Here is a 26,939-nt window from a genome sequence, read left to right as displayed (position 1 = left end):
AAAAATACACCCGCATACAGGCAATGTATGCGGGTGTATAATAAAAAGGGACAGGAACGATGTTATTCAGCTAAGGCGGCTTGAATCATAATGGCACACTCCAGCCGCTTCTGCTCCAGTTGGCAGGCAATTTTATGCGGCCTTAAGATGTTCCCTTCATACTTTTGATTGTTGGCGTTGCAACCGCCGCTGCAGTAAAATTTCGCCCAGCAGTTTTTGCAGTCTTCTTTTGTATAAACATTTGCCGCGGCAAATTTGTTTTTCATTTCGCGGTTGAATGTACCATCCAGCACATTGCCCATAATCCATTCGTCATTCCCTACAAACTGATGGCATGGAAAAATTTCGCCCAAAGGCGTAATAGCGATGTATTCATTGCCACAGCTGCAGCCGCGCAAACGCTTGATTGCGCAGGGACCTTGATTCAAGTCCAACATGAAGTGAAAGAAATTGAAACAAGTTCCTTTTTTCTTCTTTTCAATGATGACATTGGCCAGTCGCTCGTATTCCTGAAAAACAGCAGGCAAATCTGCTTCCTTAATCGAATAGTCCAGCTGTGGATCGGAAACAACCGGTTCAATGGAAAGCTGCTCAAACCCCAGCCGCTCCATTTCCAGAACATCGTTTGTAAAGTCCAGGTTGTGCTTCGTGAATGTCCCGCGCACGTAATAGTCCTTGTCCCCTCTTCCGGCCACCAGTTTCTGATACTTCGGAACAATTCGGTCATAAGAGCCGGTTTTGCCGTCCGGACATACGCGCAGGCGGTCATTGACCTCTTTACGGCCGTCCAGAGAAAGGACGCAGTTGTACATTTCGCGGTTGATAAAGTCGATTTTATCATCGTCCAGCAGCAAGCCGTTGGTGGTAATGGTAAAACGGAAGTTTTTATTGTGCGCTTTCTCTAGACTGCGCGCGTAGGCAACGGTTTGCTTGACCACGTCGAAGTTCATGAGAGGCTCACCGCCAAAGAAATCCACTTCCAGATTATGCCGGCCTGCAGACTCCTGAATTAAGAAGTCGATTGCTGCTTTGGCTACGGAAAAAGGCATCAGCATACGCCCCTTGCCAAAGTCGCCCTGTGCAGCAAAACAGTATGCACAGCGCAGATTGCAGTCATGCGCAACGTTCAGGCACATGGACTTCACGGGAGCGTCTTTCATCATACCGGCAAACTGCTCGTAATCATCTGTGGAAAACAACTGTCCCATTTCTTGCAGCTGCAGCAGTTCCCTGTACGCTTCCTCCAAAGTATCTGCACCGTACTTGTCCAGCAAAGCCTCCTTGGCAACAGCAGGCATCTCTTCCGGCACAGAATCCTCCAAAAAGTCTAGAAGTTCATAAGGCGCCGGATCAAACAAATGGACGGCGCCGGAGTTGGTGTCTAGTACGATTCGATATCCGTTCAGTGTGTACTTATGTATCATTGTTTTTTAAAGCTCCATTTTTTACAAAAATGAAGGGACAGACTAAGCTGCCCCTTTGTGTTTTTTGTGTGTGTTTTTACAGCGTACAAGCCTGTGAACCGAATCAGCGGTTTTTATTTTCACACTTCTGGTTTGCGACAGTGCAGGAGACTTTGCAGGCAGACTGACAGGAAGCCTGGCACTCGCCGCAGCCGCCCTTTGCGCAGCTTGCTTTCAAGTTTGCATTGTTCAAAGTTTTAATCTGTTTCATGAGATGTAATCGACCTTTCATCAGAGTTTCCCTTATTATAACACAGGAACACAAGAAAAGGAATACCCTACCGGATTTTTTGGCGCCGGTAAACGGACAGATAACCGCCCAGCGCTCCGGCTGAAACCATGACCAGCATCCGTGTGAGCGATGAGAGGCTTGCAACATCGTGCGTATTTACAACACCGCCGAGCATACACAGCAGAAACAGCAGAAATCCGCAGCCGGCACCGAGCAATAGCCCCCGCTTTCCGCTGATTTTCGCAGAGATTACGCCGGAAAAAAATGCGCTGACACCGCAGATAATCAGAACCAACGGCTGCAGCAAATCCTGCGGAAGTTTTCCGCTCGCCTGGATGACTGCCGCTGAAAGCAGCAGCAAAACGGTGCAGATGGCCGTTCCGCCGACAATGCCGAACAGCGCGGAACGAAGCAGCAGCATACCTGGTTTCATAGGAATCATCCTGACACTTTTCATAAAAATGCCTCCCTCACACTATCTCGTACAGCAAATAGTATGAAGGAGGCGCTGCAAATATACATGGAGCTGTAAAGAAACAGGTGCTTTAAAGCACATCTTCTTCCTTTGTTTTTGAAGATTTTGCGGCGGCATTACCGTCTTTCTTTTTGCCGAACAGTCCTTTCCTCTTCGGCTTTTCTTCGTCAATAGGGTTGTCGTGAATGGTGTCGACGCTGCCGACTGCCCAGCGCTTAATACGCATTTTTGCGCGGTCAGTTCCAGTTTCGATTACCAGTGTGTCGTTGTCTTCTTTAATGCCAACAATTCGACCGCAGATTCCGCCGATGGTGGTAATCTCGTCTCCAATCTGCGCATTTTTGCGCATACTGTCCTCTTCTTTGCGCTTTTTGTTCTGTGGGCGAATCAGAATCAGCCACATAATGACAAAAATCAGAATCAGAGGGACAAACGAAATCAGCATACCGGTCATGCTGTCCGTACCGGATAAGGATGCTGCGCCGGATGTGGTTGCTGCCGACAGGGTTACAGGGTTCATCATATAAGAAAAGCACCTCCAAAGTAATGTATACATTATAACAATATCTCACGGTGCATGCAAGAAAAAATCCTGCACTTCGCCAATTTTTTCCGCCGGTCAAATTCGGCGGCTGACTGTGTCGATGGTGTCGTGGTAAAAGAATGTGAAGTTACCAGCATCCAGTGCTGCACGAATTTTTTCCAAAAAGGTGTTATAGAAATAAAGGTTGTGCAGAACCATCAGACGCATACCGAGCATTTCACCGGATTTCAGCAGGTGATGAATATACGCGCGTGTAAAGTGCTGGCACGCCGGACACTGACACCCGTCTTCCAGCGGATGCTGGTCCAACTCGTATTTTGCGTTCATCAGGTTGCGAACTCCTTCCATGGTGAATGCGTGACCATGGCGCGCGTTGCGCGTTGGCATGACGCAGTCGAAAATATCAACACCGCGGCGCACCCCCTCCAAAAGATTGGCAGGTGTCCCTACCCCCATGAGGTAACGGGGCTTGTCCTTCGGCAGATAAGGGCCAAGCACCTCCAGAATGTGATACATCACATCCGCGCTTTCCCCCACCGCCAAACCGCCGATTGCATAGCCGGGCAGGTTCAATTCTGCAATTTGTTTCATGTGCGCAATACGCAAATCATCATAAACGCTGCCCTGGTTGATGCCCCACAGAAGCTGATGCGGATTTACCGTATCCGGCAGGGCGTTCAGGCGATCCATTTCCTTTTTGCAGCGATACAGCCAGCGTGTGGTTCGAGCGATGGAACGTCTGGCATATTCGTATTCCGCCGGGTTCTGCATACATTCATCGAATGCCATGGCGATGGTGCTGCCAAGATGTGATTGAATCTGCATACTTTCTTCCGGCCCCATGAAAATTTTGTGTCCGTCGATGTGAGAAGCAAACGTAACCCCTTTTTCCGTAATATTGCGCAGCTTTGCCAGCGAAAAAACCTGAAAGCCGCCGCTGTCGGTTAAAATCGGGCCGTTCCACTGCGTAAAGGTGTGCAGTCCACCCAACTGGCGAACCTGCCGGTCACCGGGACGCAGATGCAGATGGTAGGTATTGCAGAGCTGCACCTGACAGTGCACCTCTTTCAGATCTAAGGCTGACACGGCACCTTTGATGGCGCCGGCTGTTGCAACGTTCATAAAAGCGGGCATTTGAATGGTTCCGTGCACGGTTGTGTAAGTGCCGCGCCGCGCCTCGCCTTCCTGCTTTAAAAGTGTATACATAAATGTGTTTATCCTCTTTGCCAATGGTTTTAGTAAATGAACATAGCGTCGCCGAAGGAAAAGAAGCGGTATTTTTCTTGCACGGCAACCCGGTAGGCGTTCATAATATGATCATAGCCGGCCAGTGCGCTGACCAGCATAATCAAGGTGCTTTGCGGCAGGTGAAAATTCGTAATCAGTCCGTCCAGCACTTTGAACGGAAATCCCGGGTAAATGAAGATGTCCGTCCAACCTTCGCTTTCTTTGATGCAGCCTTCTTTGGCTGCCACACTTTCCAGTGTTCGGCAGCTGGTGGTGCCCACTGCAATGATACGACCGCCGTTTTTCTTTGTTTCATTAATCACATCGGCTGTTTCCTGCGGCAGCAGATAATGCTCCGAATGCATTTTGTGGTCTACCACCCGGTCAGCGGTGACCGGGCGGAAAGTGCCCAGCCCGACGTGTAGGGTGACAAACTCAACTTTTACACCCATCTCCCTGACTTTCTGCAGCAGTTCCTTTGTAAAGTGCAGTCCTGCGGTGGGTGCGGCGGCAGAACCGACATCCTTGGAATACACTGTCTGGTACCGCTCCTGGTTTTCCAACTTCTTTTTGATGTAAGGCGGAAGCGGCATTTGACCGATCTGATCCAGAATGGCAAAGAAATTTCCCTTGTAAGAGAACCGAACCAGACGGTTGCCGTCCGCCTGCACAGCGGTTACTTCTGCAGTGAGCAGACCATCGCCAAACGTAAAGCGTGTGCCCACCTTGGCACGCTTGCCGGGTTTGCAGAGGACCTCCCAGATGTCCGCCCCGTGATTTGTGAGCAGCAGAAATTCGACACGCGCGCCCGTGTCTTCCTTAATGCCGTAAATACGTGCGGGCAAAACGCGGGAATCGTTTAGCACCAGACAGTCCCCAGGACGCAGCCAGTCTGTGATGTCATGAAAGTGGCAATGTGCAATTTCGCCGGTTTCTTTATTTAGCGTCAGCAGTCGAGAGGCATCGCGTGGCTCTACGGGTGTTTGCGCAATCAGTTCCTGGGGCAGATCATAGTCAAAATCTTTGGTCTTTAAATTGTTTAGGTCCAGTTCCATAGTTTGTTGTCTCCTAGCTTTTGCACGTTTAAAATTTTCATGCGAAAACGCGCTGCCTTTTATTATAAATAAATTGACATCCAATAGCAAGTCTGGTATGATAAACAGAAGATAGAGGCGCGGGTTTAAAAAGTAACGAACCGTAGGCTGCCAAAGCCGGTGAGGGTTCGCGAAAGGGAAATTCGCCGAAGAGACGGTTGGTTGGCGAGCCGGGCTCTGGTTGTGTCTGTGAAAATCAGTCCGACTGTCGTCATAGAAATTATGATGGAGCGCTATCGGCAGTGTGAACGGTGAGTTGCCGAACCACTCTATTATAAAGAAATGACGACCGGTTTGCAACCGGTCTTTTTTATCTGTTGATATCGAAATTCATTTTTTACAATTCGAGGAGGTCTTTGCAAAATGAAACAGTTTAAAGTGGGCATCATCGGTGCAACCGGCATGGTTGGCCAGCGCTTTACAACCCTGCTGGAAAACCATCCGTGGTTTCATGTGACAGCACTTGCGGCAAGTGCGCGTTCCGCGGGAAAAACCTATGAAGAGGCTGTGGGCAGCCATTGGCTGATGAAAACACCTATGCCGGAATCCATGAAAAAAATGGTTGTTTTCAATGCGCAGACCGATGTGGAAAAGATCACTTCTCTGGTTGATTTTGTATTCTGTGCTGTCAACATGAACAAAGACGAAATCAAAGCCTTGGAAGAAACGTATGCAAAGCATGAGTGCCCGGTCATGTCCAACAACAGTGCAAACCGCGGTACACCGGATGTGCCTATGATTATTCCGGAAATCAATGCGGATCATGCCGCCGTTATTCCTGCACAGCGCAAGCGTCTGGGTACCAAGCGCGGTTTTATTTCGGTAAAATCCAATTGCTCGCTGCAGAGCTACGTTCCTGCCATCAATGCTCTGATGGATTTGCACGTTACAAAAGCGCTTGCCTGCACCTATCAGGCGATTTCTGGTGCCGGAAAAACTTTTGAAACTTTTCCAGAAATCCTGGACAATGTGATTCCTTTTATCGGCGGCGAAGAAGGAAAAAGTGAAAACGAACCCATGAAAATCTGGGGTCATGTTGAAAACGGAAAGATTGTAAATGCAACGGAACCTGCGATTACTTCTCAGTGCCTGCGTGTACCAGTTTCTGACGGCCACACAGCGGCAGTGTTCGTTTCCTTTGAGAAGCCCGCTTCCATGGAAGAAATCATTGCGCGCTGGGAGAGCTTCAAAGGCGAACCACAAAAGCTGCAGCTTCCGAGTGCACCGAAACAGTTCCTGCACTATTTCCGTGAAGAGGATCGTCCGCAGAGCCGCTTAGACCGCAACCTGGAAAATGGTATGGCGGTTTCCATTGGCCGCTTGCGCCCGGACACTCAGTACACCATTAAATTTGTCTGCCTTTCTCACAATACACTGCGCGGTGCGGCCGGCGGTGCGGTTTTGATGGCGGAACTGCTTGCGGCGAAAGGTTACCTTGATTAAACTTTTTGGAGGCATCTCTTCTTATGAAGAATCCCATTTTTACTGGCTCTGCGGTTGCACTGATCACTCCTTTTTCCGCAGACGGAACTGTAAATTATGAAATGCTGGGCCGGTTGTTGGATTTGCACCTTTCCAACAGAACGGACGCTGTTGTCCTGTGTGCTACCAGTGGCGAATCTCCTGTTCTGACAGCAGAAGAATATGAGAAAATTCTTCAGTTTGGTGTTAAGCGGGTTGCCGGTCGGATTCCTGTGATTGCCGGTGCCGGTTGCAATGCGACGGCACACGCACTGGAGCTATGTAAAACGGCGGAGGCAGCAGGCGTCGATGCTCTGCTTTTGGTGACACCCTACTACAACAAGACGTCGCAGAAAGGGCTGGTTGCGCATTATACCTATTTGGCAGACCGCGTAACCAAACCAATCATTATTTATAATGTTCCTTCACGTACCGGCGTGAATGTCAAACCGGAAACATATCAAATTTTATCGCACCATCCGAAGATCAACGGTGTCAAAGAGGCGAACGGCGATATCACTTCTGTGGCTCGTACTATCTCTTTGTGTGGAGATAACCTAAACGTATATTCGGGAAACGACGAGCAGACACTGCCGATGCTTGCTTTGGGCGGCAAAGGTGTCATTTCTGTTTTTGCAAACTGCCTTCCGGCAGAGATGCACGATTTATGTGCGGCATACTTTGCCGGTAAGCAGAAACTGGCGGCGGAAATGGAAGCAAAATTTTTGCCGTTGATGTCGGCACTTTTCATGGACGTGAACCCCATTCCAGTTAAAGAAGCCATGCGTATGCTGGGGTATGACTGCGGCATTTGTCGACTGCCATTGATTGAGATGGAGCCGGAGGCAAAAGAAAAATTGGCGGCTGTCTTGCAAGCATATGGTCTGCTTTCATAAATTTCAATAGAAACGGGATGTATCAAGCAATGATTAAAGTCATAATCAGCGGCTGCAGCGGAAAAATGGGTCATGTTGTGGCACAGGAAATTGCACAGCGGGAACAAATGCAGGCTGTAGCGGGGATTGACCTGCGCCCCTGCGCCTGTGATTTTCCGGTCTTCTCCTCCCCAACCGAGGTCAATGTCAAAGCCGACGTGATGATTGATTTTTCAAATCCGTCCGCGTTGTTTTCTCTGCTTGCCCTTGCAAAACGGGAAAAGCTCCCGGTCATTCTCTGCACAACCGGATATGATGAAAAACAGGTAGCAGCTTTAAAGGAAGCAAGCCGTGAAATTCCTGTGTTTTATTCCCGCAATATGTCCTTGGGCATCAATTTGATGATAGAACTGTGCAAAAAGGCATCGCAGGTTTTGGGCAGTGCATTTGATGTGGAAGTAATTGAGCAGCACCACAATCAGAAAATTGACGCTCCAAGCGGTACGGCTTTAATGATTGCGAATGCGATTTCGCAGACGCGTTCCGGCACAACGCAGTATGTATACGACCGCCATTCGCAGCGCAGAAAGCGGGAGCCGTCTGAGATCGGGATTCATTCTATCCGCGGCGGCACTATTGTTGGCGAACACGAAGTTTTGTTTGCCGGGCATCATGAAACCATTCGAATCGCGCACACGGCACAGTCAAAAGAAGTGTTTGCAGTTGGCGCGGTCAATGCTGCGGCTTATCTGGTTGGTAAGCCGGTCGGACTTTATGATATGTCAGATTTGCTGAAATAAGGAGTGAAATTGAAATGGCTGCAATTCAAAAAATCAATACCAGCAGTGAAATCACTTTAGTTACCCTGCAAAATTGTCCTGCTGATCCCAGCTTTTTAGCGGATACCTTTGTGAAAATCGCAGATTTGGGCATTAATGTTGATATGATTTCCCTTTCGCCGAACCATGGCTGCTGTACGGCAATTTCTTTCACCATCAGTGATGATGACCTGGGAAAGATTTTAAAGTTCACCTCTGCCCTACAGGAAAAGTCGTCAATTAAAACGATTATCAGTAGCGGAAATTGCAAGATTAACGTTTATGATGCCAATATGGTGCATACACCCGGCGTAGCAGCGAAGGTGTTTTCTGCTGTGGCAACTGTCAATACAGATATTCGCATTGTCACTACCTCGGATGTCGATATTTCCATGTTGGTTACAGAAGCAGATTTCGGAACAACATTGGAAGCTGTGCAAAAATCCCTACAGTAAATGGAACCGCATACAAAATAAAGAAAACCCATCCTTCAGCGTTTGTTAAAATCTGAAGAATGGGTTTTCTTTATGCCTTGTCAGAAGTTTTCCCGAGCCTGCTTTTCAAGTAAGCGATTCTGCGCTCATGTGCCCGAATGGCGTTTAGCGCACGTTCTACAGTGTCTGTATCTTCATGGTCTTCGCTGTCTGCTTTTTCTTTTGCCTCTTCGTAAAAGACTTTAATTTTCTTTAGGCGCTTTGTAAATTCTTCCAGTTCAATTTCCAGCGGAACCGGTTTGCCTAACGTATCGCCGTAAATGGCAATTAAAGTACGCTTTGCTTCTTCAAAAGAAACGGTATCATGATCCATCAGTGCAAGTGCATGCACCGCTTTCAGTAAAAGTCTTTCAGCCGGTTCCCCCACCTGTAGACCGAGCATGACCTCGTCTTTCAGCTGGTTGGCTTCATCCAGTTCCGCTTTTCTGTCGGGGGTTTGTTCCTCTGCCATTTTAGCATCCTCCTCTTTACAGGCTTAAAAGCGCTTTTGCGAATTTCTCATGGTTTTTTTTATCATGGAATGAGTTAAACCATAATTGACGCGCGTTCAGGCGCAGGCTGGCGCGCATGGTGTGGCTGGCGTCCCGGTGGGCGCGGATGACTTCAGCGATTTCCTGCGGTTCCGGATTTTTAGAGAGCAAATATCCGGTTCCCGAATTTACCATTTCCGGGATTCCTCCGACTGCTGTGGCGGCAACCGGAACCCCGTAGGAGTATGCTTCCATGATAGATACCGGCAGTCCTTCTGTTTGGGAAGAAGTCAAAAACAAATCCACATGATGCCGCTGATAATACTGCATCACTTCCGTATTGGGAATGGCACCCGGCATTTCCCAAGTGATGTTTCCCATGGGATCGAGCAACCGATGGCATAACGCTGTTATTTCGTCATAGGACTCGCCGCCGCCGGCATGATACCAATGTACCGGAAACTTTAAAAGTTGAATTGCCTGCACCAAAAGCGAAATGCGTTTCAGCGGAATGACATTTGAGCAGGAAAAAAGCTCCATCGGCGCATTTCCCGCAGCTTCTGCTGGGGGATTTAAACCGTTGTCCGGCACGCCCAGATAAAAGACGCGGTAAGCATCCTGATTTTTCTTTTCGGCAAAGTGGCTGAGGTAATAGTCACGACCGGTACGAGAAATAAACGCGATGAGATTCACATAGGGGTCCATATAGGATTTAAATAGCTGCCCGCAGGGCTGACGCTCATCGTAAAGGTCGTATCCATGCGCCCGCGTTGCAATTTTCATCTGCGGATGCCGCAGCTTTTCCAGTACCAGCGCCATAGTTCCGGTGCTGTACCAAAAAGTATAATAAACCGTATTTTCCAAATCTGCGAAGCAGCCTTCTTTTTTCAGCCATTTTCGCAACGTTTCAGCTTGAAAAAGGAAATTACGCACTTCCGATTCTACCGTATCCCGTGGAAAATTCGGATGTTTTTCCTTGACTTCCTGCTGGTACATTGGCTTGGCTTTATAAAGAAGATACCGGGCTGCTTTCAGCGCCTTGCTGGGAATGAGGTCAAAATGTTTAGCGGGGATTCCGTATGGCGGTATATATTCCTGACGGCCCTGCGTTTCCTTTGAGAAAATTTGGATATCAAAGTACTGATGCGTCACAGCCAATTCCGGCAGGACGAAAGGAAGTTCTCCCCGTGTAAAAGGGTAATGATCCGTAATCAGGCAAAGTCTTTTCATAAGCAAAAATTCTTTCTGTGTAAACATCATGAGTTTGAAAGGCATTATTAGGAACGTTCCATGCGGGATTTTACAAATTCTGCGTCGGGAGTTACGTAAAGGGTTTTTTGACGGACGTAAATAACCATGCCGGGCTTAGCGCCCTGTGGTTTGCTGACATAACGTACCAATGTGTAATCGACCGGAACCTGCGCTGAATCTTTTCCACGGCTGTGAAATGCCGCAAGACCGGCTGCTTCTGCCAAGGCAATTTCTGTTGGCTCTCTGCCCTGTGTCACCAGAATCACGTGAGAGCCGGGAATTTTCTGCGTGTGGAACCAGACGTCATTTTTATGTGCCTGTTTTAGAGTCAGCTGGTCGTTTTGGCGGTTGTTGCGACCGACTAATACCGTGAAACCGTCACTTGTTTGAAAGTGCAGGGGCTGCATCAGTTGCTCCTTGCCGTGCTTTCCTTTTTTGCGGCGAATGTATCCTTGCTCTGTCAATTCTGCGCGAATCTCATTCAAGTCGCGTTCCAATTCCGCGCGAGAAAGTTCTTCCTGTACAGAATCCAAGTAGGCAAGTTCCTCCTTTGCCTGCGCAATCTGCACAGTCAGCATTTTCTGAGCGGTGCTGGCTTTTCGGTATGCCTTATAATATTTCTGCGCATTTTGGCTGGGTGACAATGACGGATCCAGTTGAATGTTCAGCGGTGGCTGATTCGGTTCATAAAAGTTTTCCACGGAAACAGAAGCGCTGCCTTTGGGAATGCGATAAAGATTGGCATTCAAAAGGTCTCCACGTGTCCGCATTTCATCACGCTTTTCGCACTGCTGCAATTCCGCGCGCTGATGATTGATTTTCCGGCTTAAACGCTCAGAAGCAGTTGCAAGAATCCGCAGCAGATCCTGACTTTTGACGTGCATTCGCTCTATGCGGTCGCGGTCACCGTAAAAACTGTCCAAAAGTGCCGAGAAAGTTGGCTTTACGTTCCCTTTCGCCGCAGAGCCATACTGTCGAATCGGCAAGAAAGAAAAGTCAAACGGCTTTTCCGGCCCCATGACTATGACCGGCTGTCCGGAAATTTCCAAAATGATTTTGCGCAGTTTAGTCAGTGCCGCCACACAGGCTTTCTGCTGTTCCGCGGACAAATCGTGAATGGTGACAGACTGCTCCCCGCCAATTTGAAACTGCAGTTCCCGGCAGACAACCGGAGAAACTCCCTGCAGCGTACGCAAAAGTGCTTTTTGTAGTTCCATGTCTGCGGGCAGCGAGCGAATTCGGGCGAGAATTTGTTCCGGTTCTGCGTCTAATAGACAGAGCTTTTCCTGCGGCGGTGGCAAATGATAAGTGAGTCCGGGCAAAACCAGCCGCTCTGAGCTCATCTCTGCATCAACACGCTTTAAAGCGTCAATGATTTTGCCATCACCATCTACAAAAATCACATTGCTGTAGCGTCCCATAATTTCCACAGCCAGTGTCAGACGCACCGTGTCCCCCAATTCATTGGTTCCGTCAAAATCCAGCAATAATGCACGTTCCAGACCGAGTTGGCGAATTTGTACCAGCCTGGCGCCAGAAAGACGCTTGCGCAGCAGCATACAGAGCATGGGCGGATATTTTGGGTTTTCCGGTGTTCCCTCCACAAAGTGGATGCGCGCGCTGTTGGCGCGGGCAGAGAGCAAGAGTTTATAGGTTCCGTTGCGCCCGCGCAGGAACAGAAAAAGCTCGTCACGGTTTGGCTGATAAACCTTATCAACTTTTGTGCCAAGTGCGGTAGATTCAATTTCTTTCTTGATATGTCTTAGGAAAGCGCCATCCAGTGCCATGCTTTCCCTCCTTCTTCCGGAAATGTTAGATAAATTGTGCCGGGCTGTGCATTGCTTTGCTTTTGATACAGCAAAGCTCCGGAAATTGTTTTTGTATTTTTTGCAGAAGTGGTTTTATAACCGGATCTTCTGTTGCAAAATGCCCAGCTTCCACCAAAGTAAGCTGCATTTGTTCGGCATCCAGCAGTAGATTATGCTTGCTTTCTCCAGTGACAAACGCTTCACAGCCGGCAGCAGCGGCTTCATAAATCAGATCCGCTCCGCTGCCGCTGCAAAGACCGACTGCTTTGATGGTGCGTTTGCCATCCGTATAGCGTACACCGTCACAGTGCAGCTGCTGTTTGACTTGTTCTGCAAACGCTGCGGGCGCAAGCGGTTCCGACAGTTCCCCGACCAGTGCTTCCGGCAGACTCGGCGCATACTCAACAAGGGTGTGCACGTTGCGCAGCCCAAGGCACTGCGCAAGCGTTGTATTGACTCCGCCGGCAGCCATATCCAGATTTGTATGTGCGCAAACCGCATCAATTTCGTATTGCGCCAGCAGATACGGTGCGGAACCCTTTGCAAGCTGTTTCAGCGGGTCAAAAATAACCGGGTGGTGGCTTACCACCAACTGTGCCTTTAGTGTATGTGCTTCTTTGACCACCTGTGGTGTGATGTCCAGAGAAAAAAGAACCGTTTGCAGCGGTGTCTGCCGTTCTCCGACCAAAAGGCCGGGATTGTCGAAACTCATGGCAGTACGAAAAGGTGCAAAGCTGTCTAAAAAGTCATAAATATCTCCCGTTGTTGTCAAAAGGTTCACCTACTCCTGTATGCATTTTTGTAGCTGCAGAAGGATCGCCTGAAGCCGGTCGGCTTCTTCCTGCTGCTGTGCGTGCAGAAAGCCAGCGATGCGCTTTTGCAAGAAGTCTGCCTGCCGTTTAAGGTAACGCCGTTCCTCCGCTGTTTTTCCGCTGAGCGCTCCAATGTAGCATTGGGTTGCATCAATCGGCGCGTGCAGGGGATCATAGCGATACAGCATTGCCGTGTAAACTCGATTTTCGTCACACACGGCATCTTCCTGTAGCAATGCAAAACCGTTTTTTGCCATAGCCGCACGTAGGTGCTCCGGGCGTGTCATAGGCTGCAGAATCAGTTGCTTCTGCCGGTTTTTCAGCCATGGCGTTTCTGCGACAATCCGCGCAATCAATTCGCCGCCCATGCCGGCGATTACAAAATCCTCAGCTTCCGCTTGCTGCACGGCGGCAAGTCCGTCCGACAGCCGCGTTTGAATGTGATCCTGCAAATGGAACTTTGCAATATTCGTTTTGGCGCTTTCCAGCGGTCCGGAACGGACATCGCAAGCCAAAGCACAGTGAATGCGGCTCTGCTGCTGCAGCCAGATTGGCAGATAAGCATGGTCAGTTCCAACATCACATAATGCGGCCTGCGGCCGTACATATGCGGCACACAGCCGCAGCCTGTTTCCTAAATGAATGGAATGTTCCGAAGTCATGAAAAATACTCCTAAAAGGAAAGCCGCCCGGATGCCAAGGCGCTGCCGGGCGGCTAATCGGTTCAGTGCTGTTTTGCCAGGTGCTGATTTAATACTTCTACCATCTCATCGGCATCCACGCCATGCACGGCGCATGCTTCCTCCAAAGACTCGCCGCGGGAAGCCGGGCATCCCAGGCAGTGCATTCCCATTTGTATGAAGAAAGGTGCCGTGGAACTGTCAGCATCCAGAATTTCACCGATTACCATATTTTTTGTTACGACCATTTTTTGTACCTCCTTTTAAAAAAGCCCCGGGAAAGTTCCCGGGGCAAGCAAACGCAAACTGGAACTAAATTATTCTTCCCGCATTTTTGCAAAGCATTCGCTGCAGTAAACAGGGCGATCATCGCGCGGCTTAAAGGGAACTTTTGCTTCTTTGCCGCAGTTTGCGCACACAGCGGTAAACATCTCGCGTTCTTGCCGACCGCCATTTTTCCGTTTGTCACGGCAGGCCTTGCAGCGCTGCGGCTCATTTACAAAGCCTTTTGCTGCGTAGAATTCCTGCTCTCCAGCGGTGAAAACGAATTCAGCGCCGCACTCTTTGCAAATTAAAGTCTTGTCCTGGTACATTTGATTTACCTCGCTTAGAATAAATAAAAAATTTCTTTGCCCTTTTGCGGAATTGAACCGCAGTTTTCTGTAAAATCCTACCTGCTAAAAAAGCCTACAGGGCATATTAAAACAGCCTTTATGAGGACTGCTTCCTTAACTTTTGCCGCACCCGCTGGAGTGCATTGTCAGCTGCTTTTTGGGAAATCCCAATTTTTTGGGCAACTTCCGAATACTTGCAACCGCTGAGATAAAGCTTCAGTACCCGTTGTTCCATGGGAGTCAAAACTTTTTGTACAGCTTCCTGCACGGTTTCCAACCGTTCCTTGCTCAGCAAGAGAACTTCCGGCTCATCGGCTTCCGGTGCGGAAAGCTCCTCACCCTCGCTGAGTGGAACAAAACCGTTCGGCGGCAGCTGCCGGCCATTTACTGCCTTGCGGTAAGCAGCGACCACACAATTTCGGATGCAGATGCCCGCATAAGTGGAAAAGCGCGCGCCCTTATCCGGCTGATAGGTACAGGCGGCCAGATAAAGCCCCCACAGACCTTCTTGGCAGAGATCATCTGCATCTAAAAACGTACAGTGAAAGGGGGTTGCCTTTGCACGCACAAGATCCAGGTAACGGGCTGTCAGTTCAGCGAACGCGTCAGGAATTCCATTTTGTACAGACTCGGCAAGCTGCCCGTCTGTGCAGGCAGACAGAACGTGCTCTAACGGTTTGTCCACACAAAAACACCTCAGCCTACCCAGTCTTTGACTCAGCATTTATTGTACCGCATACATTCTGGGAAGTCAATAGCGCAAAAAAGATTGTGACCGGTATTGATTCATTAAATTTTAAAATTGGTATCATCTTCCCGAAAAATGTCGTATAATATAAGGAACCGCGATGGCAGATTGCGGAAAACAGAGGATATGCAGGAGGAATTTCATGGTTACGCAGGTGTACAGTATGGGACTGTATGGGATGGAAGCGTTCCCGGTTTTGGTCGAGTCGGATATTACCCGGGCACTGCCCTCTTTTGATATGGTGGGGCTGCCGGATGCGGCAGTAAAAGAATCGAAAGACCGAGTGCGCTCTGCTATGAAAAACTGCGGCTTTTCTTTTCCGGAGGGCAAGGTGACTGTTAATTTTGCACCGGCAGACAAGCGCAAAGAGGGGCCAATTTATGACTTGCCGCTTTTTATTACCATTTTGCGTGCAACCGGTCAGCTGACCGAAGATCCGGGTCGCAGCGTGTTTTTAGGGGAACTTTCGCTGAATGGCGATCTGCGTCCGGTTCGCGGCATTCTGCCGATGACTATTGGGGCGCAGGAGAACGGATTTACCCGTATTTTTGTTCCGGAGCAAAACGCGGCGGAGGCAGCTGCAGTCGAAAATATTCAGGTTTTTCCTGCAAAAAATGTTCGTGATGTTACAGCGTTTTTGTGTGGGAATCAGCAGCTGACAGCGGCAAAACCGGTTTCTGCGCCGCCCGAAGCATTGGATCATACACTGGACTTTGCGGATGTCCGTGGGCAAGTACAGTCCAAGCGCGGCTTGGAAATTGCGGCAGCAGGCGGGCACAACGTACTTTTAATTGGCCCGCCCGGCTCCGGCAAAAGTATGCTTGCCAAGCGTCTCCCCTCTATTTTGCCGGATATGACGCTGCGGGAGCGGATGGAAACGACGAAAATTCATTCCATAGCCGGAGCACTGCCCAGTGACACTTCTCTGGTCAGCGTGCGACCTTTCCGGGCACCACACCACACGATTTCCCCGTCCGGTCTGTCTGGCGGTGGCTCTATGCCGCGCCCCGGTGAATTGTCTTTGGCACATAACGGGGTTCTCTTTCTGGATGAGCTTCCTGAATTCTCAAGGAACACCATGGAAGTGCTGCGTCAGCCGATTGAGGACGGCGTTGTGACCATTTCCCGTGTCAGCGGCACGGTCACATATCCCTGCTCTGTCATGCTTGTGGCTGCGATGAATCCATGCCCTTGTGGTTATTTCGGGCATCCCACACATCCCTGTACTTGCAGACCGGATCAGGTGAGCAGGTACTTAAGCCGCGTCAGCGGTCCCCTGCTGGACCGACTCGATCTGCACATAGAAGTGCCGCCGGTCAATTTTGAATCGCTTTCCGGTGTGCAAAAAGCCGAACCCAGTTCAGAGATCCGCAAACGTGTGAATGCAGCACGCGAAATTCAAAATGAACGTTTTCGGGGTACGCCAATTACCTGCAATGCGCGCATCACGCCGGATCTTCTGAATGATGCCTGCCGTCTTTCTCCCGCAGGCAAAGAATTGCTGAAGGCTGCATTTGAAAAATTGGGACTTTCCGCTCGCGCATATGACCGTGTGCTGAAAGTTGCCAGAACGATTGCAGACTTAGCCGGTTCTACAGATATTGAGGCGGAACACGCCGCCGAATCTGTGCAGTACCGCAGTTTAGACCGAAAATACTGGGAGCGCCGCCGATAGCGGTCGGAATACTAAAAGCAGCAGAACCGCACACCTGATGAAGAGATGCGCAGTTCTGCTGCTTATTACTTTCGGTTAAGAGAGCGAAGGCAATGTGTAACCATACGGATTGCTTTTCGCGTAAGTCAAATCCGTATTATAGTCGTTGTAATTATACATATTGGCTTCCTGGATGCGGCGATACAGCAAGCCGGAAATCGGGCTGCCCCCTGCCATGCACCAACGAGCCATCTGCGAACCGAAAACATCCGCATTGGTGTAAATTAAGTCATGCTTCAAATTGTAACTGTCATCAATATGTACATACGCAGCGCTCATCCAGCCGGTTTTGCCATTTGCCTGCACCTGATACCAAACATTCTTGTGCTGCTGATTGTACTTGGAACCGTCAGAAACACCGATGACCTGTACCACAGTACCGGATGAAACGGTGCCGAGACTGCTCCCGCCGCTGGCTGCGGTGTAAAGGACGGAGTCACCGGTCAGTCTGGCCCGGTATGCCTTGGAAGCTGATGCGTCCGTCGGCGGAACCACCGCGTTCAACATGACGTCCCGGAAAGTGCAGGAGGTGCTCATGTCTGCAAAATAACTGCTGCCGACATTGTATGCAAAGCTGATTAAGGCGTCCGCCTGACTTTGTGACATCCACAAATTATTTTTGCTTCTGAGCGAATTGACTGCGGAAGTGTAGCTGGATTTATTGATATCGTTTACCATGCAGGCCCATGCTTCGGTTTCACTCATATCATTGTAAAAAACATCGCCGTCATATAGAACCATACCGTATCCGGTGGTTGGAATCTGGTCTGTGGTCAGTGTATCCCGGTATGGAGAGGCATAGTATCCTTCCTTCGCGGACAGGAAGTTGAGCATATCTTCGCTTGCACGATGATTTTCCTGTGTTGTTGTTGCGTAGTCCTTCGCGGCAGTCACAAAAATATCCCCGCTGACTCCGGCTGTGGAATAGCTGCCGGTTGTTTTGCTGACAGCGGTATAGGAGAAGGTTCCCTGTGCCAAGCCGGAAACAGTTGCTTTCCAGACTTTTGTAGAAACACCATTTGTACTGTCCGTGCGAATATAGTCCGCAGGATAGGTTTTGCCGTCAAGCTGGAACTGCACACCGGTGCGTGAAGGATCTGTTGTCGCATAGAGTACAACGTCCTGTCCGGCAGTTACAACGTTTGGTGAGGCGTATGTAAAGCGAACCGGATCAGCCGCAGTGACCGTAACCGTACAGGAGGTGCTGATGCCGCCGGATGCAGCTTTGATGGTTGCTGTGCCGGATGATACGCCGAGAATATAGCAGTAATTTCCATCTGCTTTGACTTTTGCAATTTTTTCATCGGATGAAGTCCAGGTTACATAACTGCCGGTCGGTTTTACAGTTGCGGAAATAAACATAGACTTGCCCGCTGCAAAAGTGCCGGATGCTTTGCTGATGGACAACTGCGAGGCGCTGCTGCCCGGCGTGGAGGTGAACTGCAGATACTGCGTGGAAACATAGCCGATTTGGCCGCTGCTGGTGGTCACTTTGGTCCATTCACTGTTGCTGGTGTCCAAAACCTGAAAGACAGCGCCTTTGGCCAAGTTGTCCACAACATCGTAAGAAGTCCCCGGACCGCTGCGCAGATTCACATTGTCACCCGTTAAGACAGCATATTTTTTATCGGTGTTGCTGTCGTCTTTGGCTTTGTCCTGCACGGTGACATCAAAGACGTGTGTGGGCGTTCCGCTGTTTTGAACGACATAAATGCCTGTTTTGCCTGCTTTCAGGGCGGTTATGCGAAACGTGTAAACTTTTTTTCCATTGCTGACGCTCGGCGCTGCGGCGAAGGTGGAAAGGACGCTGCCATTTCCTGCGTTAAAGGTTAGGCTGTCTGCGGTGCTTCCGGCTGTCACCTGAAATGTGTATGTTTCACCAACCGTTTTAGTAACGTCTGTAGAAGGAGAACAGGTAAAGGCCGACTTTTCAGAACTTTCTTTTGCATGGACAATGATATCAAAGGAATAATAAGCAGTGCCGTTTACAGTGACGTAAACGCCGGTTCGGCCTTCCTTGACGGCAGTTAATTTAAAGTAATAGGCTTTTTTTCCGCTTTCTGTGCGGACAGGCAATGCGGCAGTTGCGGCAAGAGAACCGTTGCCAACGTGGAAACTGATGGCATCTGCGCTATTTTCAGCTGTCACTTTAAATGTGTAGTTTTCCCCAATGGTTTTGGTAACCGGCATGGTTGTATCACACACAAACGGCGTGTGCCCGACCTTGATGGAAAAAATCTTTTTGCCATCCAGATACAGCCCACTGGAAGTTCCCAATGCCCCAATGGCCGTTACGTTGTATGTAGATTCTTTGGTGGAAGCATTATAGGCGGTTAAAGTGCCGGTACGTGCTACCGAACCGGTACCGGCGGTGTAATTGACCGCCCGGGTGCTTTTTACGGTAAAGGTCAGGATGCTCAGCCGCGGAAGTTCCAAAACGGTGTTAGGGTCAGTGGTAACATCCAGATCTTTGCCGTTGGAATGCACTTTGACACTGGTAACAGCAGAGGCGGACGTCTGCCGAAGGCTGTCAGCTGTTTCTGAGGTGGTGTAGGAAGCGGTGCTTGTCCCCTCATCCGCAGCAAAGGCAGGTGCTGCCGCGGTACAGCAAACAGAAGCGGCAAGCAAAACCGCCAGAATACAGGTGGTCGATTTGGAAAAGTATTTCATGAAACCCCTCCAGGAAGAATATCGTCAGCACAGCCGAATACGGCGTGCTGGAATCGTCTTTGCCATTTTTTAAACATATTAAATCATAACAGAAATGTAACCGGCTTTCAAGCAAAATTATCCGGCAAATTTTGTTACTTTTTTCGGTATCTCCGTCCCTTGGTTGACAAAAGCGCACGCGGCAGTGTAAAGTGAAAAGAAACAATCAGGTTCGCTGCAAGGAAGGAAACACACGATGAAGCTTTTCGATATATTAGGTCCCGTCATGATTGGACCATCCAGCTCACACACAGCAGGTGCGGTAAAAATCGGGCTGGTCACCCGCCGCCTGCTTGGCATTGCGCCGAAAAAGGCAGACATTAAACTGCACGGCTCTTTCGCAAGCACCGGTGCAGGTCATGGTACGGACCGCGCCATTGTTGCAGGTCTGTTGGGGATGCACCCGGACGACGAACGGATTCCAAACAGTTTTGCGGTTGCAAAAGAGCAGGGACTGACGTTTTCATTTGAAACGGTCAATCTTCGAGGTGCTCATCCCAATACCGCTGTTCTGACCGTTGCGTCCGGCGATGGGCGCACGCTTGAAATCGAGGCAGCTTCTCTGGGCGGCGGACGCATCCGCGTGTGCAGAATTGACGGAATTGATACCAACTTTTCAGGAGACTGCAACACGCTGGTTGTGCATAATCTGGACCAGCCGGGACACGTCGCACAGGTTGCCACCATTTTAGCACAGCGCAATGTCAATATTGCAACCATGCAGCTGTACCGAAACGTGCAGGGCGGCTACGCGGTCATGGTTGTGGAGTGTGACCAGCCCATTCCGTCGGATCTGGTGGATTGGCTGATGACCCTGGACGGAATCATTAAAGTATCCTATATGAATGTGGAGGACGAAACGTAATGGCATATGATTCGGTAAAACAGATGCTGCGGGACGCAAGCGAAAAGAAACTGCCACTTTGGAAATCTATCCTGCTGAATGATGCTTCCGCGCAGCACAGCAGCGAAGAAGCATCTCTGCATGAGATGCAGCACCTGTGGGAGGTTATGAAGGAAACCAGCGCGGCTTACTGTGCGGCTGACCGCTCTCACAGCGGATTAGTCGGCGGAGACAGCGCCAAAGTAGCCGAAGCGATGCATACAGGAAAACTAATTGGTGATACCTTCTTGAACGAAATTGTCGCGGAAGCCCTGAAAATTGGTGAGTGCAACGCCTGCATGAAGCGCATTGTCGCAACGCCGACCGCCGGTTCCTGCGGTGTTTTGCCCGCGGTTTTCATCCCACTGGTGCGCAGGCAGAAGTGCACGGATGACGCAGTCATTCAGTCTCTTTACGTTGCTGCCGGTTTCGGGCAAGTCATTGCGCAACGTGCCTCCATTGCCGGTGCGTCCGGCGGATGCCAGGCAGAAATCGGCACCGCTTCCGCGATGGCTGCGGCAGCGCTGACCGCGCTGTGGGGCGGCACCCCAGAAATGAGCGCAGATGCCTGTGCAATGGCGCTCAGTAACTTGCTTGGCTTGGTATGCGATCCGGTTGCAGGTTTGGTGGAAGTGCCCTGTGTGCAGCGAAACGTGGTGGGCGCACTGAACGCGGTTGGCGCGGCGAATATGGCGCTTGCCGGTGTTGTCTGTCGCATTCCTGTGGATGAGGTGATTGATGCTATGGGCGAAGTCGGTGACCAAATGTCTTCCGATCTACGAGAGACGGGTCGTGGCGGATTGGCAGGCACCCCAACAGGAAAGAAAATCGCCAAAGATTTGGCAAAACGGCGTTTGGCTGCATTTTAGTCGGACTCCCTGCAGGACGGCAGCAGACGCCGCAGGTACTGCCCGGTGTAGGAAGCTTCTACTTCGGCTACCTGCTCCGGTGTTCCCTGTGCCAGAATGGTACCGCCGGCATCGCCGCCCTCCGGGCCAAGATCAATAATCCAGTCGGCTGTTTTAATTAAGTCCAGATTGTGCTCAATGACCACCACGGTGTTTCCGTTGTCTACGAGTTTTTGCAAAACTTCAATGAGTTTGTGCACATCGGCGATGTGCAGACCGGTTGTCGGTTCGTCCAGAATATAAATAGTTCGACCGGTTGGACGCTTACTCAGTTCCGCTGCCAGCTTGACCCGTTGCGCTTCTCCACCGGAAAGCGTTGTGGCAGGCTGGCCAATTTTTACATAACCAAGTCCAACGTCCTGCAGGGTTTGCAGCCGGCGGGCAATGCGTGGAATTGCGCTGAAAAACTCCACGCCTTCCTCTACGGTCATTTCCAGAACATCGTAAATAGATTTCCCTTTGTACTTGATTTCGAGTGTCTCTCGGTTGTATCGCTTTCCATGGCAGACATCGCATGGTACGTAAATATCCGGAAGAAAATGCATTTCGATTTTAATGATGCCGTCACCTTCGCAAGCTTCACACCGCCCGCCCTTGACATTGAAAGAAAAACGGCCGGATGTGTAGCCACGCAGTTTCGCGTCTTGCGTACTGGCATACAGATTGCGAATATCTGTAAAAACACCGGTGTACGTGGCGGGATTGGAACGCGGTGTGCGACCAATCGGACTCTGGTCGATCTGAATCACTTTGTCAAGTTCGGACAGCCCACGGATTTCCTTAAATTTTCCGGGATGCGTTTTGGCTCCGTTCAGCTGTGCCGCCAGATATTTATAAAGGATTTCGTTAATCAGCGAGGATTTTCCGGAACCGGAAACACCGGTGATGCAGACGAATTTCCCCAAAGGAATATTCACATTGATATTTTTCAGATTGTTTTGCGATGCACCGATAATTTTCAGAGACTTTCTGTTGCCGGTTCTGCGCACGGCAGGCACTTCTACGCGGCGTCTGCCGCTTAGATACTGCCCGGTAATGGAAGCCTCGCAGTTTACAATTTCGGCAGGCGTGCCGTTAAACACCACTTCGCCGCCGTGCACACCGGCGCCCGGGCCGATATCTACAATGTGGTCAGCCGCACGCATAGTATCTTCATCGTGCTCCACGACAATTACGGTGTTTCCCTGGTCGCGCAGGTGCTTGAGCGTGGCGAGCAATTTGTCATTGTCACGCTGGTGCAGACCGATGCTCGGTTCGTCCAGAATATACACAACCCCCATCAGCGAAGAACCGATTTGTGTTGCCAGACGGATTCGCTGACTCTCTCCGCCGGAAAGCGTGCCGGCAGAACGCGCAAGCGTCAAATATCCCAGCCCCACGCTTTTCAGAAAGCCCAAGCGGGAACGGATTTCTTTTAAAATCGGCTTTGCAATTACCGCGTTGCGGCCGGTCAGCTCCAACTTATCCAGAAAGTCCAGCGCCTGTACCACGGAAAGGCTGCAGAAATCCGCAATGTTCTTCTCCCCAACTGTGACCGCAAGGCTCATGGGATTCAGCCGCTTCCCATGGCAGGCATCACAGGGAATGGCGCTCATATAGGATTCAATTTCTTCTTTAATCCAATTGCTTGAAGTTTCGTGGAAGCGGCGCTCCAGATTGTTGATGACGCCTTCAAAAATGGTTTGGTAGCGGTTCGTACTGAACCCATTTGAACGCTCAACCTCAATCTTTTCTCCTTTTGTGCCATACAGGATGATGTCGATAATTTCCGGCGGCAGATCCCCAATAGGCGTTTCCAAGGAAAAATGATAGTGCTTTGACAGCCCTTTCATATACATGGCAGCAATCGTGCTGCCCTCCATGGCCCAGCCGCCGCCTTTGACACCGCCTTTTCGGATGCTGAGCGATTTGTCCGGCAGAATCAGATCCGGATCGATTTTCATGAATACGCCTAAGCCCGTGCATTTGGAACACGCGCCCACCGGATTATTAAAGGAAAACATCTGCGGGCTGAGTTCCTCTACGCCCAAGCCGTGTTCTGGGCAAGCGTAGTTCTGGCTGAAGAGGATATCCTCTTGCCCAGCCGGACTGACAACCAATATACCGCCAGTCAGAGAAGCAGCCGTTTCGATGCTGTCTGCCAGACGGGAGCGGATGTCCTCTTTGACAATCAGACGGTCCACGACAATTTCAATGGTGTGTTTTTTGTTTTTCTCCAGTTCAATTTTTTCCGAAAGGTCATACAGAATTCCATCTACCCGTGCACGGACAAATCCGCTTTTTCGTGCTGCCTCAAACTCTTTTGCGTGGGTTCCCTTGCGTGCGCGCACGACTGGCGCCAAAATTTGAATTTTCGTTTTTTGCGGCAGCGTCATAACCTGGTCTACAATCTGGTCAATGGTCTGCTGCTCAATGACACGCCCGCAGACCGGGCAGTGCGGCACGCCGACACGTGCGTACAGCAGCCGCAGGTAGTCGTAGATTTCCGTAACAGTGCCCACTGTGGAACGTGGATTTTTAGAGGTGGTTTTCTGGTCAATAGAAATCGCCGGAGAAAGTCCTTCAATATAATCCACATCCGGCTTTTCCATCTGACCGAGAAACTGGCGCGCATAGGAAGAAAGGGACTCCATGTAGCGGCGCTGCCCTTCCGCATAGATCGTATCAAAAGCAAGGCTGCTTTTCCCTGAACCGGAAAGGCCGGTGAAAACAATCAGCTTATCACGCGGAATTTCCAAATCAATATTTTTCAGGTTGTGTTCTCTGGCACCCTTGATAAAAATATTTTTCGACGGCATCGTTATTTCCCCTTCTTTAAGTCTGCAATGCGGTCACGCAGAGAGGCCGCACGTTCAAATTCCAGCTGCTTGGCAGCTGCCTGCATTTCCTTCGTCAAGCGCTGAATCTCCTGTTCACGTTCAATTGGTGACAGACGCTTTTTCTGCTTACGGCCTTTCTTTTCTTCTTTGTTGGAAGAAATTTCGAGAACATCGGCAACTTTTTTAGTAATGGTTTTGGGCGTAATACCATGCGCGGTGTTGTAAGCCTGCTGCAGGGAGCGGCGGCGGTTGGTTTCGCGGATGGCAGCCTCCATGCTGGGGGTAACCGTGTCTGCGTACATGATGACGTGCCCTTCTGCGTTTCGTGCCGCGCGCCCGATGGTCTGAATCAGGCTGCGTTCGCTGCGCAAAAAGCCCTCTTTGTCTGCATCGAGAATGGCAACCAGACTGACCTCCGGGATATCCAAACCTTCCCGCAACAGGTTGATGCCGACCAGAACATCAAACTCACCCAGTCGCAAATCCCGGATAATTTCCTGCCGCTCCACCGTATCGATGTCATGGTGCATATAACGCACCCGAATACCCATGTTTTCCAGATAAGCAGTCAGGTCTTCCGCCATTTTCTTGGTGAGCGTTGTAACCAGCACGCGCTGCTTTTTTGCAGTGCGCTGGTTAATTTCAGATATCAGGTCGTCAATCTGCCCTTCTGTTGGTTTGACGTCAATTTCCGGATCCAGCAGACCGGTCGGGCGAATGACCTGCTCCACAACCTGCGCCGCTTTTTGCAGTTCCATGTTTCCTGGTGTTGCGCTGACGAAAATGACCTGCCGAATATGGTGGTAAAACTCTTCAAAATTCAAAGGGCGGTTATCGTAAGCGCTCGGCAGACGAAACCCGTAATCAATCAGATTCTTTTTGCGCGCACGGTCACCGCCGTACATACCGCCCACCTGCGGTAGCGTGACGTGAGACTCATCTACAAACAGCAGAAAATCTTCCGGAAAATAGTCCAGTAGTGTAAACGGCGCACTGCCTGCTGGTCTGCCTGACATCACGCGGGAATAGTTCTCGATTCCCTTGCAGAAGCCGATTTCCTGCAGCATTTCCATATCGTAAGTGGTTCGTTCCCGAATGCGCTGTGCTTCAATCAGTTTGCCGCGTTCCTCAAAAAACTTGACGCGTTCCTTCATTTCCGCTTCAATTTCCGTCAAAGCCCGCAGCATTTTGTCACGTGGGACAATATAATGCGAAGCAGGATAAATAGCAATATGCTTTAAATCCGCCTTTAGCTCGCCGGTCAGAGCGTTCAGTTCACTGATGCGGTCAATCTCATCGCCAAAAAATTCAATTCGAATAACTGTGTCATTGGAATAAGACGGGAAAATTTCGACCACATCTCCCCGCGCACGGAATTTGTTTCGGGAAAGTTCCAGGTCGTTGCGCTCATACTGCAGTTCCACCAGCTTTTTAAGAAGCTCGTCTCGTTCTTTTTCCATACCCGGCCGCAGAGAAATGACCATGCTGCGGTAATCGATTGGGTCGCCCAGCGAGTAAATGCAGCTGACGCTTGCCACGATAATCACATCGCGGCGCTCTGACAGCGCAGACGTTGCCGAATGCCGCAATTTGTCAATTTCGTCATTGATGGCAGAATCCTTTTCAATGTAGGTATCTGTCTGCGCAATATAGGCTTCCGGCTGGTAGTAATCGTAATAGGAAACAAAGTACTCCACCGCATTGTTCGGAAAGAATGCGCGAAATTCTGAGCAGAGTTGTGCTGCCAACGTTTTGTTGTGCGCCAAAACCAGTGTTGGCCGGTTGGCTTGGGCAATCACATTGGCCATGGTAAAGGTTTTGCCGGAGCCGGTAACCCCCTTCAAGACCTGCTCCTTGCAGCCGCTTTGCAGCCCGTGTACCAATTGATTGATGGCCTGTGGCTGGTCGCCGGTAGCAGAATATGGCGAAACTAGTTGAAAGTCCATACGCTACTCTTGCCCCTTTCCGGGTTCCGCAACGTTTCGTTCCGAACGCGGCGCAGTGCCAAGTTCAATGGCATAATCAAAGTATTCACTTTGCTTGAGCGAAAGATAATCGCTCTGTGAAACAATGATATGGTCGACGAGTTGTACATCAACGCTTGCCAAAGCATCGTAGATAAGCTTAGTTGCGTGCAAATCTTGAACGGACGGCAGCAGTTCCCCACTTGGATGGTTATGTGCCAGAAAAGCAAAAGTAGCCTCGTATTGGACAGCGAACTGCACGATTTTACGAATGTAAATATTCGCAGTGGTTGCAGTGCCCTCATTGACTGTGTCACAGAACAGCAGCCGATGCCTCGCGTCCAACAACATGAGCAGAACGAACTCATGCGTGCGCCCCACGAACCAATTTTGCAGGTACGCGGCAGCGTCCGCTTCTCCGGCAATGTAAGTTACCGTTCTCTGCAGGCTGATTTGGTACCTACGGTAAAGGGAAGGAATGATTTTTAGTAAAAGGGCAGTATTTTCCCCCACCCCTTTCACTTTGCGCAGTTCCTCTTCCGGAGCATCCAGAACACCAGCAAAGGAACCGAACCGATTTAAAAGCTGGTGTGCCAGCGGATTGGTATCCTGATAAGGAATTGCATAAAACAGCAGCAGTTCCAGCACCTCATGTTCTTCAAAATTATCCAGACCATCCTTGCGGCAGCGCGCACGCAGTCGTTCCCGATGGCCGTTGTGCAAATTTTTATCTTTTACCGCCATAGCAGTCTCCTTAGCGTTTGTTCATTTGCCTCTCTATTATACATGAAAATGATTCTTTTGGAAAGCGTTTTCGAAAAAACGTTCTGATTTTTTGTGACCTAGTCTCCTAAAGAACGGCTGTTGCGGTTTTTC

25 protein-coding genes and 1 riboswitch are annotated in these 26,939 nt (G+C 50.0%); of the genes, 7 read left to right on the top strand and 18 right to left on the bottom strand.

Features of this window, described 5'->3' with window-relative positions; all coding sequences use genetic code 11:
* Positions 1-62 precede the first annotated feature (62 nt).
* The 6 genes from scfB to queA all read right to left on the bottom strand — a co-directional run bounded on the left by scfB (position 63) and on the right by queA (position 4,996).
* Entirely contained in the window at positions 63-1,424 is a 1,362-nt protein-coding gene (gene scfB / locus PXC00_RS07075) for a thioether cross-link-forming SCIFF peptide maturase (protein ID WP_275845054.1), read from the bottom strand.
* 103 nt (positions 1,425-1,527) lie between these two features.
* Entirely contained in the window at positions 1,528-1,674 is a 147-nt protein-coding gene (gene scfA, locus PXC00_RS07070; RefSeq protein ID WP_275845055.1) for a six-cysteine ranthipeptide SCIFF, read from the bottom strand.
* A 67-nt stretch (positions 1,675-1,741) separates the two neighbouring features.
* A complete protein-coding gene (locus PXC00_RS07065) occupies positions 1,742-2,152 on the bottom strand; it encodes a TIGR04086 family membrane protein (RefSeq protein ID WP_275845056.1) in 411 nt (136 codons plus the stop codon).
* An 88-nt stretch (positions 2,153-2,240) separates the two neighbouring features.
* The gene (yajC, locus tag PXC00_RS07060) at positions 2,241-2,693 is read right to left on the bottom strand and encodes a preprotein translocase subunit YajC (RefSeq protein WP_316934896.1); all 453 of its coding nucleotides are present in this window, start codon (positions 2,691-2,693) and stop codon (positions 2,241-2,243) included.
* A 96-nt stretch (positions 2,694-2,789) separates the two neighbouring features.
* Positions 2,790-3,920, bottom strand: coding sequence for a tRNA guanosine(34) transglycosylase Tgt (gene tgt / locus PXC00_RS07055; protein ID WP_275845057.1), 1,131 nt, complete (start codon positions 3,918-3,920; stop codon positions 2,790-2,792).
* Between the two features lie 29 nt (positions 3,921-3,949).
* Positions 3,950-4,996, bottom strand: coding sequence for a tRNA preQ1(34) S-adenosylmethionine ribosyltransferase-isomerase QueA (gene queA, locus PXC00_RS07050; protein ID WP_275845058.1), 1,047 nt, complete (start codon positions 4,994-4,996; stop codon positions 3,950-3,952).
* A 104-nt stretch (positions 4,997-5,100) separates the two neighbouring features.
* A riboswitch (Lysine riboswitch) is annotated at positions 5,101-5,279 on the top strand.
* 119 nt (positions 5,280-5,398) lie between these two features.
* On the opposite strand from queA, the gene asd reads away from it, so the two are divergent.
* From asd to PXC00_RS07030, 4 genes are read left to right on the top strand one after another with little or no spacing between them, the layout of a single operon-like run.
* On the top strand, positions 5,399-6,478 hold the full coding sequence (asd, locus tag PXC00_RS07045; RefSeq protein WP_275845059.1) for an aspartate-semialdehyde dehydrogenase: 1,080 nt from the start codon (positions 5,399-5,401) through the stop codon (positions 6,476-6,478).
* A gap of 23 nt (positions 6,479-6,501) precedes the next feature.
* Positions 6,502-7,392, top strand: coding sequence for a 4-hydroxy-tetrahydrodipicolinate synthase (gene dapA, locus PXC00_RS07040; RefSeq protein ID WP_275845060.1), 891 nt, complete (start codon positions 6,502-6,504; stop codon positions 7,390-7,392).
* A gap of 29 nt (positions 7,393-7,421) precedes the next feature.
* Positions 7,422-8,171, top strand: coding sequence for a 4-hydroxy-tetrahydrodipicolinate reductase (dapB, locus tag PXC00_RS07035; protein WP_275845061.1), 750 nt, complete (start codon positions 7,422-7,424; stop codon positions 8,169-8,171).
* A 14-nt stretch (positions 8,172-8,185) separates the two neighbouring features.
* Positions 8,186-8,644, top strand: coding sequence for an ACT domain-containing protein (locus PXC00_RS07030; RefSeq protein WP_275845062.1), 459 nt, complete (start codon positions 8,186-8,188; stop codon positions 8,642-8,644).
* A 70-nt stretch (positions 8,645-8,714) separates the two neighbouring features.
* On the opposite strand, the gene PXC00_RS07025 is transcribed toward PXC00_RS07030, so the two are convergent.
* From PXC00_RS07025 to PXC00_RS06990, 8 genes are all read right to left on the bottom strand, one after another.
* Entirely contained in the window at positions 8,715-9,134 is a 420-nt protein-coding gene (locus PXC00_RS07025; RefSeq protein ID WP_275845063.1) for a hypothetical protein, read from the bottom strand.
* A 16-nt stretch (positions 9,135-9,150) separates the two neighbouring features.
* Positions 9,151-10,383 (bottom strand): glycosyltransferase, encoded by a 1,233-nt coding sequence (locus PXC00_RS07020; RefSeq protein WP_275845064.1) that lies wholly within the window; start codon positions 10,381-10,383, stop codon positions 9,151-9,153.
* 47 nt (positions 10,384-10,430) lie between these two features.
* Positions 10,431-12,191 (bottom strand): Rqc2 family fibronectin-binding protein, encoded by a 1,761-nt coding sequence (locus tag PXC00_RS07015; RefSeq protein ID WP_275845065.1) that lies wholly within the window; start codon positions 12,189-12,191, stop codon positions 10,431-10,433.
* Positions 12,192-12,216: 25 nt separating this feature from the next.
* Positions 12,217-12,993, bottom strand: coding sequence for a Nif3-like dinuclear metal center hexameric protein (locus tag PXC00_RS07010; RefSeq protein WP_316935195.1), 777 nt, complete (start codon positions 12,991-12,993; stop codon positions 12,217-12,219).
* Complete coding sequence (locus tag PXC00_RS07005) at positions 12,994-13,686, bottom strand: class I SAM-dependent methyltransferase (RefSeq protein WP_275845067.1); 693 nt, start codon at positions 13,684-13,686, stop codon at positions 12,994-12,996.
* A gap of 62 nt (positions 13,687-13,748) precedes the next feature.
* Complete coding sequence (locus PXC00_RS07000) at positions 13,749-13,952, bottom strand: DUF1858 domain-containing protein (RefSeq protein ID WP_275845068.1); 204 nt, start codon at positions 13,950-13,952, stop codon at positions 13,749-13,751.
* Between the two features lie 69 nt (positions 13,953-14,021).
* Positions 14,022-14,297 (bottom strand): zinc-ribbon domain containing protein, encoded by a 276-nt coding sequence (locus tag PXC00_RS06995; protein ID WP_275845069.1) that lies wholly within the window; start codon positions 14,295-14,297, stop codon positions 14,022-14,024.
* A gap of 118 nt (positions 14,298-14,415) precedes the next feature.
* A complete protein-coding gene (locus PXC00_RS06990; RefSeq protein ID WP_275845070.1) occupies positions 14,416-15,003 on the bottom strand; it encodes a sigma-70 family RNA polymerase sigma factor in 588 nt (195 codons plus the stop codon).
* A gap of 205 nt (positions 15,004-15,208) precedes the next feature.
* On the opposite strand from PXC00_RS06990, the gene PXC00_RS06985 reads away from it, so the two are divergent.
* The gene (locus PXC00_RS06985; RefSeq protein WP_275845071.1) at positions 15,209-16,741 is read left to right on the top strand and encodes a YifB family Mg chelatase-like AAA ATPase; all 1,533 of its coding nucleotides are present in this window, start codon (positions 15,209-15,211) and stop codon (positions 16,739-16,741) included.
* A gap of 75 nt (positions 16,742-16,816) precedes the next feature.
* On the opposite strand, the gene PXC00_RS06980 is transcribed toward PXC00_RS06985, so the two are convergent.
* The gene (locus tag PXC00_RS06980) at positions 16,817-19,450 is read right to left on the bottom strand and encodes an SH3 domain-containing protein (protein ID WP_275845072.1); all 2,634 of its coding nucleotides are present in this window, start codon (positions 19,448-19,450) and stop codon (positions 16,817-16,819) included.
* A 235-nt stretch (positions 19,451-19,685) separates the two neighbouring features.
* Here PXC00_RS06980 and sdaAB point away from each other — a divergent pair, with 235 nt between their 5' ends.
* The gene (gene sdaAB, locus PXC00_RS06975; protein WP_275845073.1) at positions 19,686-20,354 is read left to right on the top strand and encodes an L-serine ammonia-lyase, iron-sulfur-dependent subunit beta; all 669 of its coding nucleotides are present in this window, start codon (positions 19,686-19,688) and stop codon (positions 20,352-20,354) included.
* A complete protein-coding gene (gene sdaAA, locus PXC00_RS06970; protein WP_275845074.1) occupies positions 20,354-21,241 on the top strand; it encodes an L-serine ammonia-lyase, iron-sulfur-dependent, subunit alpha in 888 nt (295 codons plus the stop codon). The genes sdaAB and sdaAA overlap by 1 nt, the downstream gene beginning before the upstream one ends.
* Here sdaAA and uvrA read toward each other — a convergent pair.
* From uvrA to PXC00_RS06955, 3 genes are read right to left on the bottom strand one after another with little or no spacing between them, the layout of a single operon-like run.
* A complete protein-coding gene (gene uvrA / locus PXC00_RS06965) occupies positions 21,238-24,078 on the bottom strand; it encodes an excinuclease ABC subunit UvrA (RefSeq protein WP_275845075.1) in 2,841 nt (946 codons plus the stop codon). The genes sdaAA and uvrA overlap by 4 nt on opposite strands.
* A gap of 2 nt (positions 24,079-24,080) precedes the next feature.
* A complete protein-coding gene (gene uvrB / locus PXC00_RS06960; RefSeq protein WP_275845076.1) occupies positions 24,081-26,045 on the bottom strand; it encodes an excinuclease ABC subunit UvrB in 1,965 nt (654 codons plus the stop codon).
* A gap of 3 nt (positions 26,046-26,048) precedes the next feature.
* On the bottom strand, positions 26,049-26,807 hold the full coding sequence (locus tag PXC00_RS06955) for a JAB domain-containing protein (protein WP_275845077.1): 759 nt from the start codon (positions 26,805-26,807) through the stop codon (positions 26,049-26,051).
* Between the last annotated feature and the right edge of the window lie 132 nt (positions 26,808-26,939).

The sequence above is a fragment of the Caproicibacterium argilliputei genome (assembly GCF_029211325.2).
Lineage (GTDB): Bacteria > Bacillota > Clostridia > Oscillospirales > Acutalibacteraceae > Caproicibacterium > Caproicibacterium argilliputei.
Note: the sequence above shows the minus strand (reverse complement) of the source record. Positions and strands in the feature narration are given on the sequence as shown.